This is a genomic window from Amycolatopsis thailandensis (assembly GCF_002234405.1).
Lineage (GTDB): Bacteria > Actinomycetota > Actinomycetes > Mycobacteriales > Pseudonocardiaceae > Amycolatopsis > Amycolatopsis thailandensis.
On sequence record NZ_NMQT01000103.1, the window covers coordinates 16,463 to 29,803 of the forward strand.

Below are 13,341 nucleotides of genomic sequence, written 5' to 3' on the forward strand. Positions count from 1 at the left end.
GGAGCACCATGAAGGCCGTCACCTGGCACGGGAAACGCGATGTCCGGGTGGACACCGTCCCGGATCCGAAGCTGGTCGAACCGACCGATGCCATCGTGCGCATCACCTCGACCGGTATCTGCGGTTCCGACCTGCACCTCTACGAGGTCCTCGGTGCGTTCATCGACGAGGGCGACATCCTCGGGCACGAGCCGATGGGTGTGGTCGAAGAAGTGGGGACCGGGGTGACGAACCTGAAACCCGGCGACCGTGTCGTCGTCCCCTTCAACATCTCCTGTGGTCACTGCTTCATGTGCGATCGCGGGCTGCAGTCGCAGTGCGAGACCACGCAGGTCACCGATCGTGGCAAGGGCGCGGCGTTGCTCGGCTACACCAAGCTCTACGGTCAGGTCCCGGGCGGCCAGGCCGAGTACCTGCGTGTCCCGCAGGCCCAGTACGGCCCGATCAAGGTGCCGGACGGTCCGCCGGACGAACGTTTCGTCTACCTGTCCGACGTCGTGCCCACCGCTTGGCAGGCCGTCGACTACGCGAACATCCCGGAAGGCGGCACGGTCGTGGTCTTCGGCCTCGGGCCGATCGGCCAGTTCTGCTGCCGGATCGCGAAACACCGGGGCGCGGGCAAGGTGATCGGCATCGACCTGGTCCCGGAACGCCTCGCGAGGGCGGCCGCGGCCGGCGTCGTCACTTACGACGTCCGTGAGCACAAGTACCTGGGCGACGTCATCCGCGAGGCCACCGGCGGCAGGGGAGCGGATTCGGTCATCGACGCCGTCGGGATGGAGGCGCACGGTGCCCCGATCGGGCGGCTGGCGCAGAATCTCGTCGCCCTCCTGCCCGATCCGGTCGGCGCGAAGATCACCGAGAAGGCCGCGATCGACCGGCTCAGCGTGCTGTACGCGGCCATCGACTGCGTCCGGCGCGGCGGCACGATCTCGCTGAGCGGCGTCTACGGCGGCATGGTCGACCCGCTGCCGATGATGGACCTGTTCGACAAGCAGATCACCTTGCGGATGGGGCAGGCCAACGTCCGGCGCTGGATCGACGACATCATGCCGCTGATCGCCGACAGCGCCGACCCACTCGGCGTCGAAGGCTTCGCGACGCACAAGCTGCCGCTGAAGGAAGCGCCGCACGCCTATGAGATCTTCCAGAAGAAGCAGGACGGCGCGATCAAGATCCTTCTGGAGCCGTTCGCCGTGTGAGGTACCGGGCATACTCACCGGGTGGCTTTCTTCGACATCGAGGGTTATGAACCCGTGTGGCTCTCCGGACTCAAGAGGATCCGGGGAGCGCACGGTGACCGGCTGGGCGCGTTGGTGGGCAAGCGGCTCCAGCGCGTCCACCTGACGTGGTTCGTCGAATACCGGGAATGGCTTCAGGACGCGCCCGTCGTGGTGGACTTCGGTGACGAACGGCTGGAGATCACGCACTGGAAGTTCGACGAGGTTTCCCTGACCTGGAACACGATCGACCCGTACGGGAAGTCCGCATGGGACTGGGGTGACCCGGCGGAGCCCAGCCCGCTGAGCTGGCGGCAGGACATCTACCCCGAACTGTCCGCTTTGGAGGGTCAGGTGCTCCACGACGTCGAACTGCTCGAATGGGTGGGGAGGGACATGGCAGGCGGCATGGTCGCGATCGGCTTCGTCTTTCCGCAGGGCCGCTTCACCGTCTTCAACGCCATGGACGAGAACGGGATCGAGTTCACCGAGCCGGACTCGTCGTACCGGAAGCATTCCCTGGTGGGCTGAAAACGGGATGCGGCGGTCGGCGATCTTGGCGATACTTCCCCGCATGTCCCCGATCAAACTGGCCGAAGCGCTCGCGCTGCGCGCCGACGCGACGAAGAAGGTGGAGGCGCTGCGTTCCCGGATCGTCGACAACGCGCGGCACCAGGAAGGCGAGGAGCCCGCGGAAGACGCCGCCGCTCTGCTCGTCGACGCCGAAACCGCGCTGGGCGAACTGGAGTCGCTGATCCAGCGGATCAACCGCACCAACGCCGCCACCCCGCTCGGGGAAGGCACGATCACCGACGCGATCGCACGCCGCGACGTCCTCCGGCTCCGGCACGGGGTCCTCACCGCGGCCGCCGACGCCGCGGCCGGTCGCAACCAAGGCGGCTACGGTCGTCAGCTTCGCTCGGAACTCCGGTATCTCTCCGCGCTTCCGGTCGCGGAACTGCGGTCCAGCGCGGACCGGGTCGCCGGGGAGATCCGGGTGATCGACGTCGAGATCCAGCGCACCAACTGGGAGACCGATCTCCTGGACTGAACGTGGAAAGCAGGTAGCCCTCCGGGAAGCGGGCACGAGCCGAGGGCCGGCGGTACTCCGGTCCACCTCCTGGCACGTGGAGGGCAGCGTGGGGGTTCGACTCCCCGATCACGACTCAGCCCAGCACGACGCACAGGTGACGGCGCAAGCGGCACGACTCATCACCATGTGCCGGTCCCGGAAGGTGAGGGCGGGTACGGGGCCTTTCCACGATCACACATTCCCCTTGGCGGAGTGGCGTTCCCGACACATCGAGGTATGGGCGAACCTGATCGACTCTGTGCCAAGGTGAAAAGCGGAACAATCCAAGAGCCCAGGTGGTGACCCCGGATGGCACTGAAGATCGGTTACAAGGCGTCGGCCGAGCAGTTCGGCCCGCGCGATCTCGTCGAGTACTCCGTGCTCGCCGAGAAGGTCGGGCTGGACAGCGTGATGGTCAGCGACCATTTCCAGCCCTGGCGGCACCAGGGCGGGCACGCGCCGTTCTCGTTCGCCTGGATGGCGGCGGTCGGCGAGCGCACCGAACGGGTGGTGCTCGGCACCAGCGTGCTGACAGCGACCTTCCGCTACAACCCGGCCGTGGTCGCGCAGGCGTTCGGCACCCTCGGCAGCCTGTACCCCGGTCGCGTGCTGCTCGGTGTCGGCAGCGGTGAGGCCCTCAACGAGGTCGCGGTCGCCCGGATCGAGTGGCCCGCGTTCAAGGAGCGGTTCGCGCGGCTGCGCGAGGCGATCGAACTGATGCGCAAACTGTGGTCCGAAGAGCGCGTCACGTTCGAGGGCGAGTACTACCAGACCACCGACGCCACCGTGTACGACCGCCCCGAGGGCGGCGTTCCGATCTACATCGCGGCCGGCGGCCCGGTGATGGCGAAGTACGTCGGCAAGCAGGGCGACGGTTTCATCTGCACCAGCGGCAAGGGGATGGACCTCTACACCGACAAGCTGCTTCCCGCGGTCGCGGAAGGCGCGGAGCAGGCCGGCCGGAGCACCGGCGACATCGACAAGATGATCGAGATCAAGCTGTCCTACGACCCGGATCCGGCGCAGGCGCTGGAGAACACCCGGTTCTGGGCGCCGCTCTCGCTGACGCCGGAGCAGAAGGCCGGCATCGAAGACCCGGCCGAGATGGAGAAGGCCGCGGACGCGCTGCCCATCGAGCAGGTCGCCCGCCGCTGGATCGTCACTTCGGATCCGGCCGACGCCGTCGAGCAGATCAAGCCGTACGTCGAGGCCGGCTTCAACCACCTCGTCTTCCACGGCCCCGGCCACGATCAGGAGCGGTTCCTGCGCTCGTTCTCCGAGCAGGTCGTCCCGGGTCTGCGCGAACTCGGCTGATCCGGAGCGGTGGCGGCATCCGCACGGCGGTGCCGCCACCGGTCAGGACTCGGTGACGAGCTTGGTCATCTCCTGGTCGAAGTCGAACCACTCCTGCTCGGAACCGGCGGGCACCACGTCGTAGGTGCGGTCGAGGAACTCGGCCAGCTCCTGCGCCGAGGCCTCGAGGACGGCGCAGCCGTCGGGCGCGCTGAGCGCGAAAATCACGATCGAGGTGTCGTCGGCCGGACTGATGATCACGTCGCCTTCACCCGATGGGGTGAGGAGGCCGTCCGCCAGCAGGTCACGGCCGAACATCCAGCGGACCGTCCCGCCGCCCGAGTGGTAGGCCACCACGACGGCGTAGGGGTCCTCGGGGTCGTATTCGAGATCGGCCTGGACGGGGAGGGGGTCCGCACCGAAAGTGCGCAGGCCGAAGACGATCGTCCCCCGGATGAGGTCGCTTTCCTTGTCCAACGCTTCAGCCCCTTACGTTCGGTTGCTGTTGATCTTCAATCATTGATAACGCAATGTGAAGCGTTTTCGTGACCCGAGATGGCAACTTTCACACGTTCGGCTGAGAGCTGCGTCTCAGGTGCTCACGGACGGTTCGCATCGAGCACGTGCGGTGAGCGGGCGATAAGTGCGATCATTCGTGCAAAAGAAAGAGATTCCGCACGTGCATATTCCGGTGAATGGAAATAGCCAACCGTTCGGCGGAGTGAATCGATATTTCCCGCGGTTAGCATAATCGTTGCGTCGTTCATGTGTTTCCAGGAGACCGGCGTGGCTCCGTCCTGGACCTCGGCGAGCTTGATCGTTGTGGATCGGGAGAGGAGCGGCAATGGGCGTAAGAATCACCCTCGTCATTCCCAGGGAAGACCAAGCGCGTCGAGACGCGGTTTACGGCCCGCGCAGGCGGACGGTTCCGGCCACGTCCCGGTACGGCTCCGGGACCGAACCGGCTGTGCCACGAGTCCGGGGACGCCGCCGTGATTGAGCGGCTCCCGATGCGGGTCGGGCAGGCCGACATCGACCGGCTGGAGGGAGTCATCGCCGCGCTCCGGGCGCGCGACTATCGGGAAGGCGGCGGATCCTGCCGGGAGCTGCTGCGTGTGCTGGAGCCATACAGCGCGGCACTGCGCCGGGGAACGATGAGCGAGCCGATGGCGCGGCGGCTGGCGGGCGTGGTCGCGGATCTGCACAACCTCAAGGGCTGGACGGAATTCGACTCCGGGCGCCCCCTCAAGGCGGAGCGGCACTTCCGTCGCGCGCTCGAACTCGCGGCGCATTCCGGCAACGACGATCTCGTCGCCAACGTCCGCTATCGGCTCGGCCGGATGTATCTGCACCACCGTTCTCCGGTGGAGGCGCTGGAGCAGTTCGGGCACGGCCAGCTCGCGGCACGCCGGGCGGGAAGGCCGCTGTCGCAGGCGATCCTGTCGGCGAACGAGGCGTGGGCGTACGCGCTGCTCGGCGACGTCCGGCAGGCGCTGGACAAGCTTTCCCTTGCCCCCGAACAGTTCGCCAGTTCGCTGGGGGACACGGTGCCGTCGTGGTCCGCCTTCTTCACGGCCAACGACCTGGCCGCGATGATCGGGACGGTGCGCACCGAGCTCGCCAGGGTCGTCGACGTCCGCCACAGCCGGGAGGCCATTCCCGCGCTCACCGAGGCCATCGACGGCTATGGTCCGGACATGGTGCGCAGCCGGTCGCTGACGATGATCTGGCTCGCGGTCGACCACGCGCTGGAGGGCGATCTGGGCCAGGCCGCCGAGGTCGGCCTCGCCGCGATGGAGATCGCGTACGGAATCCGTTCCGCGCGTACGCGGGATCGTTTGCGGCCACTGTCGGAAAGCGTGCGGAAACGGGTGGGTGATATTAATGCGCGAGATCTCCTTGATCGGATCGCGACATTTCGCGCCGCGGCCTGAGTGCCGCGGAATAGGTGGAGGAATGACCGGATCAATTCCGGCGGGCGTAGGCTCGCTGGCATGAAACGGACTTCGTTCGCGCAGTGGCCGTGCTCGATCGCGCGCACCATGGACCTGCTCGGCGACTGGTGGACGCCGCTCGTCCTGCGGGAGGCGTTCTACGGGATCCGCAGGTTCGACGAGTTCCAGCAGGAGCTCGGCATCGCGCGGAACACCCTCGCCGACCGGTTGCGCCGCCTCGTCGGCGAAGGGCTGCTGGAAAAGCGCGCCTACCAGTCCGAACCGGTCCGTTACGACTACGTGCTGACCGAGAAGGGCGCGGATTTCTACGGCGTGCTCGCCGCGATGTCCCGCTGGGGTGATCGCTGGCTCGCCGAGGAGGCCGGACCGCCGATCACCCTGCATCACGACACCTGCGGCCATGACACGCACGCCGAGGTCGTCTGCGCGCATTGCGCCGCGCCGCTCACCGCCGAGAACACGCGGGCGCGGCTCGGGGCGGGCTACCCGCCGAAGCTCGCGAACCGGCCTGACGTGGTGCGCCGCTTCGCCGCGCAGGAGGGTTTGACAAGCTAAGTCTATCTAAGCAACTATCGAGGTCACGAGCACGGGAGGCGGGACCACGATGGAGTGGACGGGCGCCAAGTACGCCGACAAACCGACGGTCGAGGTCCAGGAGTGGGTCGACGCCGATCCGGAGCGGGTCTGGGCGATCGTCTCCGACGTCCGGCTGATGCCCACGATGAGCCAGGAACTCCAGTCGGCCGAGTGGTGCGACGGCGCCGGCGGCGGGGCCGCGGTCGGCAGGCGATTCGTCGGCCGCAGCAAGCACGACGCGCTCGGTGAATGGGAGACCACGTCGCACGTCGTCGAATGCGACGAGCCGAGGGTCTTCACCTGGGCCGTGCACGATCCCGAGACACCCACCGCGCTGTGGCGCTTCACGCTGGAGCCCGAGAACGGCGGGACGAAGCTGCGGCAGTGGATGCAGCTGGGACCGGGGCGTTCGGGCCTTTCGCTGGCCATCGACCAGATGCCGGACAAGGAGGAGAAGATCGTCTTCGTCCGGCTGCGCGAGTTCGAGAAGGCGATGACAGGGACGCTCTCGGCGATCAAGGAACGGGCCGAGGCGGGCCGCGCGTGATGCGGACGGCGACGACGGTCGAGGCTTCGAGCGGCTGGCGGGAGACGCTGGAGTTCGTCCTGGAGGCGGAAAAGCTCGGTCTCGACGAGTGCTGGGTCGCCGAGGCGTGGGGCTCGGACGCGCCGTCCGTGCTCGGTTACCTCGCCGCGCGGACCGAGCGCGTCCGGCTCGGCTCGGGGATCATCCAGCTCGGCACACGGACCCCGGTGGCGATCGCGCAGGCCGCGCTGACGCTCTCGGAGCTGTCCGGCGGCCGGTTCGCCCTCGGGCTCGGAGCTTCCGGACCGCAGGTGATCGAGGGGCTGCACGGCGTTTCGTTCGCCCGGCCGCTGACCCGGATGCGGGAAACGGTCGAGATCATCCGCCGCGCGTTCACGGGCGAGAAGATCTCGTTCTCCGGCAAGGAGTTCGAGATCCCGCTGCCGGGCGAGAGCAGGCCGATGCGGCTGTCCACGACGCCGAATCCGGACATCCCGATCCACCTGGCCACGCTTTCGCCGAAACTGCTGGAACTGACCGGCGAGATCGCGGACGGCTGGCTGGGCACCAGCTTCGTCCCGGAGGGGGCACAGGCGTACTTCGCGCATCTCGACGCCGGTCTCGCGAAGGCGGGCCGATCGCGGGCGGATCTCGAAGTCTGCCAAGGCGCCGAGGTCGCTTTCGCCGGGGACGAGGACGAGCTGCGCGGGATGGTCGCGGGCCGCAAGGCCGAACTCGCGTTCAGTCTCGGCGGGATGGGCTCGGCGAAGACGAACTTCTACAACAACGCCTACAGCAGGCAAGGCTGGGCCGAAGCCGCCGCGGCGGTGCGCGAGCGCTGGCAGGCGGGCGACCGGGAAGGCGCCGCCGCGCTGGTGACCGACGAGATGGTGCTCGGCACGACACTGATCGGCACCGAAGCGATGGTGGCCGAAAGGCTGCGCGTCTGGCGCGACGCCGGGGTCGACACCGTCCGGCTGTACCCGGCGGGGGAGACGGTCGCCGATCGGCTCGCCACCCTCGGCCGCGCGCTGGACCTGGTCCGCGCTCTGGGCTGAATGCCCGCGCCGGTTGAGGTGACCGGCCGAGCGTGGCCGGTCCCGTCTGCTCCAAGCGGGTAGAACTTGTTTCACTTTTGCCGTCGTCCGGAGAACATGACCTCGCTCGATCGCCAAGCGAGGAGGACTCATGGAGCCCGAAAACCGCCTGTCCCGGCGCCAGATCCTGCGCGGCACCGCCGCGGGCGCCGGGATCGCGCTCGCCTCGGGCCTGCCGTTCGCCGGGACGGCTTCGGCCGACGCCGCGGTGCTCGGCGAGTACGACGTCGTCGTGGTCGGAGCGGGCGCGGCGGGGATGACCGCCGCGCTGACCGCGGCCAAACGCGGGCTCAGCTGCGTCGTGCTGGAGAAGGCGGCGAAGTTCGGTGGCTCGGCCGCCCGGTCGGGGGCGGGGATCTGGATTCCGTGCAACCCGGTGCTGGCCGAAGCCGGCGTCCGCGACACCCCGGAACAGGCCGCACGGTACTTGGCCGCCGTGGTCGGCCCGACGATCCCCATCTCGCGGCAGCAGGCGTTCCTCGCGGCCGGCCCGGCGATGCTGTCGTTCGTGATGGCCAACAGCCCGCTGCGGTTCCGGTGGATGGAGGGCTACAGCGACTACTACCCGGAACTGCCCGGCGGGATGCCGGACGGCCGCTCGATCGAACCCGATCAGCTCGACGGGAACGTGCTCGGCGCCGAACTGGCCAACCTGAACCCGCCGTACCTCGCCACGCCTGCCGGGATGGTCGTCTTCAGCGCCGACTACAAGTGGCTCGCGCTGGCCGCGGTCAACCCGAAGGGCGCCGCCGTGGCCGCCGCCTGCCTCGCCCGCGGCACGGCCGCCGCCCTCGCCGGGCAGAAACCGCTCACCATGGGGCAGTCATTGGCCGCCGGGCTGCGGGCCGGGCTCCAGCGCGCCGGTGTCCCCGTGTGGCTGAACACGCCGCTGACCGATCTCGTCATCGAAAACGGGAGGGTCACCGGGGTGACCGTCGCCGCGGGCGTGGTGAAGGCCAGACGCGGCGTCATCGTCGGCTCCGGCGGATTCGAGCACAACGCCGCCATGCGGGCGGAATACCAGCGCCAGCCGATCGGTACACAATGGACAGTCGGCGCCCGGTCGAACACCGGCGACGGGATCCTGGCGGGCAAGCGCGCCGGGGCGGCGCTGGACCTGATGGACGACGCCTGGTGGGGACCGGCGATCCCGCTGCCGGGTGAGCCGTACTTCTGCCTCGCCGAGCGGACGCTGCCCGGCGGGCTGATGGTGGACGCGGCGGGCAAGCGGTTCGTCAACGAGGCGGCGCCGTACGGCGACGTCGTGCACACGATGTACGACCGGAACCCGGCCTCGCCCACCATTCCGGCATGGCTGGTCGTCGACCAGCACTACCGCAACCGCTATCTCTTCCGTGACGTCGCGCCGCTGCTGCCGCTTCCCGACGAGTGGTACGCGGCGGGCGCTGTCAAGAAGGCGTGGACCGTCGAGGCGCTCGGCTCGGCGATCGGTGTTCCGCCGCGGGCGCTGCGGGCCACGGTCAACCGGTTCAACGGCCAGGCTCTGTCCGGTGTGGACAGTGATTTCCGCCGGGGCGCCAGTGCCTACGACCATTACTACACCGACCCGTACGTCCTGCCGAACTCATGCCTCGCCCCGCTCTGGGAGCCGCCGTTCTACGCGTTCAAGATCGTCCCCGGCGACCTCGGTACCAAGGGCGGGATGCGCACCGACGCGCGGGCGCGGGTCCTGCGGGCGGACGGCTCGGTCATCCCGGGCCTGTACGCGGCCGGGAACGCCAGCGCGGCGGTGATGGGCCCCAGTTACGCGGGCGCGGGGTCGACGATCGGCCCGGCGATGACCTTCGGGTACATCGCGGCGAACGACCTGGCGGAGGCGGAGCCGACGCGAAACCGCCGCATTACTCGGGCGACGTCGTGAAGGGCCCCATCGCTACCTTCAAGGTAGGCAAGGAGGCCTTCACGGAACATCGCGGCCGGAGGAGCGCAGGCGAGCAACTCGGTAACGCGCCGTGCTTTCCTTGCTCCTCAATCTATTCGTCTTCGAACGGCTTGTGCGACCCAAGTTGCGGGGGAGTGAAAGGGACGCCATCCAAGGTCGAGTCGGTGAACCTGATGTCGCCGCTGAACGTCGTGCCGTCGAACGTGGTGTATCCGCTGAACGTCACCTGGTTGAACCAAGCATCACCCGCGAACGAGGCTTCGGTGAAGTAGGACCGACTGGCGAACGTCACGCCTGGCAGGTACGCATCTTCGAAGAACGTGGCGTCGTCGAAGTTCACTCTGTCGGTGAACACTGCTTTGCTGAAGACCACGCTACCGGTGAACGTCGTGTCGTTGAACCGTGCTTCGCGCAGGAATGAAGCGGAGCGAAAAGTGGTGGTTCCTTTGAAGGTGGCCGCGTCGAATCTGGCGGATGCTTCGAAGGTCGCCTGGTCGAACCGGACGTTACCGGTGAACTGTGCTTCGGAGAACCAGGAGTCTCCGGTGAACGTGGCTCCGTCGAACCTGGTCTCACCCTCGAAGTGGATGCCCATGAGCAAGGTGTCACCGCAGAACCGGGCGTTCGAGAAGCGAGCGTTGTTGAGCCGGCAGTCTCGGAATCTGAGGTCGATCAGCAGTGCGCCACTGAGGTCCACGTCGATGTCCGGCCAGAACCGTTTCCCCTCCTGGTAGGTCGGATCGAGATGGTCGGTCAGAATCCGTTGAGCGGTCGTCCGTACCTCACGTTCTTGGATATCGCTTCGGTGCTCGTCGTGGATCTCTTTCTTTGCGCCTGGATCGGGAGGTTTGTTGGGCAGTTCGTACGGCATGCGAAGATAGGCGCTGATCACATTGACGATGGTTTGCCGTTGCGGCGGATTGTCCTGCGCCAGGCGGTCGAGTGCGTACAGTCCGGCGAGCCGGACGGGTGCCTTGTCCGCCCCCAGCTGTTCCACCGCCTTGAGGTAAAGGTCGCTGATCCGCCGCTCCGCGGCGTCGTGGCGCGCGTCGTCATTGGCTTGTTCTCGCAGCACCAGGTCATGTCGTTTGGTCAGGAGATCCTGTTCGGCTGTCTGCTGACGTCGAGCGGCCAAGAGCAACGCGATGGCTCCACCTGCCCCGAGCACGATCGTGCCGACGGTGCGTACGGCTTCCAGCCGGGCTTTGTCGGCGTCGGTTCCTTTGCCATAGAGAAAGAAGAGCACCCAGCATGCGGCGACGGCGAAGACGAGCAAGAGTCCGGCGCAGATGGTGATGGTGCGGTTCGACAGTGTTCGATGTTCCCCGGGGGAGCGCGAGGGAGGCCCGGTTCGAGAACTCTCCGGTGAGTGGGAATCATCGGCCATCAGTCCATGATCGCAGCGCGGCGCCGGTTTCGAATCTGACGAACACGTGACAATGCCGACCGGATCTTCGGCTCCACCGGAGCGCTCCCTCCGCTAAGGTGAGGCGTTCGCGTGGCATCAAGGGCTGGGGGGTCCGCCATGGTCGTCAAACGTTCCTATCACCACGGGGACCTGCGTCGTGCGCTCGTCATGGCCGCGCGGGAGGTCCTCGTCGAGCGAGGTCCCGAGGGGGTGAGCTTGCGCGGCGCGGTCGCGAGGGTCGGCGCGTCCACCGCGGCGCCGTACCGGCATTTCCGCGACAAGGACGCGTTGCTGGTGGCGGTCGCGCTGGAAGGGCACGCCGAATTGCGGGAGCGCCTGCGCGGCCGCGGCACCGGGACGATGACCGCGCTCGGACACTCCTATCTCGGCTTCGTGCTGGAGAATCCCGCGCTGTACCGGCTGATGGCGGGCGCCGGGATCGGTGACCGTACCGCGTATCCGGAACTCGCCGAGGCGCACCGGGAGACCTGTGCGCTGCTGGCCGACAGGGTGGGCGAGAGGAACGACCCCGGCGGTTTCGCCGTCACGCTGTGGTGCCTGCTCCACGGGCTGGCCACGCTCGTGATCGACGGTCACGTCGAGCGTGACTGCGCCGTCGCGGAGGTCGATCGCAGCCTCGCGTTCCTGAGGTGAAGTACATGATGGCCCCCTTCCTGTACCTGGGCGCAAGGAAGGGGGCCATCATGTACTTCGGCGGGGTCAGCCGATGGACGGGATGAAGGTGGGGAGGCGGCGGACCTTCGTGTCCTGTTCGAAGGCGTAGGCGATGGCCAGCAGCGACGGTTCGCTGAACTTCCCGCCCATGATCGACAGTCCCAGCGGCAGCGGCCCGGCGTACGCCATCGGGACGGTCATGTTGGCGTAGCCCGACACCGCCGCGGGTCCGGACGAATCGATGAGCAGCGCGCCGTCACCGACGCCGAGTTGCGTCTTCCACGCGGCGTTGTTGGTCGGCGCCACGATCGCGTCCAGTTTGTTCCCGCGCAGCGTCTCGTCGAGACCCCGCCGGGCGGCGCTCGTCGCCGCTTCCCGCAGCGCGCGGTAGGCCGGATCGTTCAGGTCACCGGTGGTCGCCTGCGACCGGTCCCACAGATTCTGTGTCCAGTAAGGCATTTCGACCGCCGCGTGGTCCAGGTTGTACTGGATCAGCGCGGCCAGGTCGGCGGGGTGCTTGCCGCCGGTGGACGCGAGGTAGGCGTTCAAGTCGTGCTTGAACTCGGTCCTGATCGCGGGAAACTCGTTCGCGGCGATGACGTCCAGGTAGGGGATGGTGATCTCCACCGTGGTCGCGCCGAGCTTTCGCAGCTTGCCCAGCGCCTGTTCGAACGCGGCCTTCGTCGTGTCGTCCGGGGTGTAGACCTCGCGCCAGACGCCGATCCGCTTGCCGCGCAAAGCGTTGGGGCGCAGGAACTTCGTGTAGTCGTCGAGGGACTGCCGGGCGGCGTCGACGGTGATCGGGTCACGGCGGTCGGCGCCGTTGAGGGCCGCGAGCAGGATCGCGGCGTCGACCACGTTGCGCGCCATCGGGCCCGCGGTGTCCTGCTGCTTCGACACCGGAACGATCCCGCTGCGGCTGACCAGCCCGAGGCTCGGCTTGACGCCCACGATGCCGTTGGCGCCGGACGGACAGCTGATCGAACCGTCCGTTTCGGTCCCGACGGCCACGGTCGCCAGGTGTGCCGCGACGGCGACGCCCGGGCCGGACGACGAGCCGCACGGGTTGCGGTCGAGGACGTAGGGGTTGGCGGTCTGCCCCGCGAGCGGGCTCCAGCCGTTCGACGAACTGGTGGACCGGTAGCTCGACCATTCCGACAGGTTGGCTTTGCCGAGGATGACCGCCCCCGCCTCGCGCAGGTTCTCGACCACGCCGGCGTCGCGGTACGGACGGGATTCCAGCAGCGCTGTCGAGCCCGCCGTGGTCGGCTGCCGGTCCGCGGTGTCGATGTTGTCCTTGAGCAGCACCGGAATGCCGTCCATCGGCCCCTTCGACCGGTGCCGGTGACGTCTCAGGTCACTGTCCGCGGCGAGCCGCAGCGCGTCCGGGTTCGTGGTGAGCACCGCGTGCAGTGTCGGATTCAGTTTGCGGATCCGCTGCAAATAGAAGGCGGTCAGTTCGACCGAGGTCAGCCGCCCGGAGCGCATCGCCCGTTGCAGATCCGGGATCGTCGCCCGCTCCAGATCGATGCCTGCCACGACCACGCGGCCGGAGAAGGCCGTGGCCTGCGCCGGGACGGCTGCGGCGGCGGAGGCCACGAGCGTCATGACGAGAA

The 13,341-nt window shown here is 68.0% G+C and carries 13 protein-coding genes; 10 read left to right on the top strand and 3 right to left on the bottom strand.

What is annotated here, in order from left to right; all coding sequences use genetic code 11:
- Positions 1–8 precede the first annotated feature (8 nt).
- From CFP71_RS28560 to fgd, 4 genes are all read left to right on the top strand, one after another.
- Positions 9–1,202 carry a zinc-dependent alcohol dehydrogenase gene (locus CFP71_RS28560; RefSeq protein WP_093937154.1) on the top strand — a complete coding sequence of 398 codons (1,194 nt, stop codon included), beginning with the start codon at positions 9–11 and terminating at the stop codon, positions 1,200–1,202.
- A gap of 21 nt (positions 1,203–1,223) precedes the next feature.
- On the top strand, positions 1,224–1,751 hold the full coding sequence (locus CFP71_RS28565) for a hypothetical protein (RefSeq protein WP_093937049.1): 528 nt from the start codon (positions 1,224–1,226) through the stop codon (positions 1,749–1,751).
- A gap of 43 nt (positions 1,752–1,794) precedes the next feature.
- On the top strand, positions 1,795–2,271 hold the full coding sequence (locus tag CFP71_RS28570; protein ID WP_244199868.1) for a DIP1984 family protein: 477 nt from the start codon (positions 1,795–1,797) through the stop codon (positions 2,269–2,271).
- Between the two features lie 330 nt (positions 2,272–2,601).
- On the top strand, positions 2,602–3,606 hold the full coding sequence (fgd, locus tag CFP71_RS28575; RefSeq protein ID WP_093937051.1) for a glucose-6-phosphate dehydrogenase (coenzyme-F420): 1,005 nt from the start codon (positions 2,602–2,604) through the stop codon (positions 3,604–3,606).
- Positions 3,607–3,648: 42 nt separating this feature from the next.
- Here the strand turns inward: fgd and CFP71_RS28580 are convergent, their stop codons facing one another.
- Complete coding sequence (locus CFP71_RS28580; protein ID WP_093937052.1) at positions 3,649–4,062, bottom strand: SsgA family sporulation/cell division regulator; 414 nt, start codon at positions 4,060–4,062, stop codon at positions 3,649–3,651.
- Positions 4,063–4,577: 515 nt separating this feature from the next.
- On the opposite strand from CFP71_RS28580, the gene CFP71_RS28585 reads away from it, so the two are divergent.
- From CFP71_RS28585 to kstD, 5 genes are all read left to right on the top strand, one after another.
- The gene (locus CFP71_RS28585; protein WP_482746723.1) at positions 4,578–5,519 is read left to right on the top strand and encodes a tetratricopeptide repeat protein; all 942 of its coding nucleotides are present in this window, start codon (positions 4,578–4,580) and stop codon (positions 5,517–5,519) included.
- 60 nt (positions 5,520–5,579) lie between these two features.
- Entirely contained in the window at positions 5,580–6,095 is a 516-nt protein-coding gene (locus tag CFP71_RS28590; RefSeq protein ID WP_093937054.1) for a winged helix-turn-helix transcriptional regulator, read from the top strand.
- Positions 6,096–6,144: 49 nt separating this feature from the next.
- Positions 6,145–6,663, top strand: a complete 519-nt coding sequence (locus CFP71_RS28595; protein ID WP_093937055.1) for an SRPBCC family protein — start codon at positions 6,145–6,147, stop codon at positions 6,661–6,663.
- Positions 6,663–7,700 carry an LLM class flavin-dependent oxidoreductase gene (locus tag CFP71_RS28600; RefSeq protein ID WP_093937056.1) on the top strand — a complete coding sequence of 346 codons (1,038 nt, stop codon included), beginning with the start codon at positions 6,663–6,665 and terminating at the stop codon, positions 7,698–7,700. The genes CFP71_RS28595 and CFP71_RS28600 overlap by 1 nt, the downstream gene beginning before the upstream one ends.
- Positions 7,701–7,830: 130 nt before the next feature.
- On the top strand, positions 7,831–9,621 hold the full coding sequence (gene kstD / locus CFP71_RS28605; RefSeq protein WP_093937057.1) for a 3-oxosteroid 1-dehydrogenase: 1,791 nt from the start codon (positions 7,831–7,833) through the stop codon (positions 9,619–9,621).
- 112 nt (positions 9,622–9,733) lie between these two features.
- On the opposite strand, the gene CFP71_RS28610 is transcribed toward kstD, so the two are convergent.
- A complete protein-coding gene (locus CFP71_RS28610; protein WP_244199869.1) occupies positions 9,734–11,029 on the bottom strand; it encodes a pentapeptide repeat-containing protein in 1,296 nt (431 codons plus the stop codon).
- Positions 11,030–11,167: 138 nt separating this feature from the next.
- Between CFP71_RS28610 and CFP71_RS28615 the strand changes: the two genes are divergently transcribed.
- Positions 11,168–11,704 (top strand): TetR/AcrR family transcriptional regulator, encoded by a 537-nt coding sequence (locus CFP71_RS28615; protein ID WP_093937059.1) that lies wholly within the window; start codon positions 11,168–11,170, stop codon positions 11,702–11,704.
- A 66-nt stretch (positions 11,705–11,770) separates the two neighbouring features.
- Here the strand turns inward: CFP71_RS28615 and CFP71_RS28620 are convergent, their stop codons facing one another.
- Entirely contained in the window at positions 11,771–13,333 is a 1,563-nt protein-coding gene (locus CFP71_RS28620; RefSeq protein WP_093937060.1) for an amidase, read from the bottom strand.
- Positions 13,334–13,341: the final 8 nt, after the last annotated feature.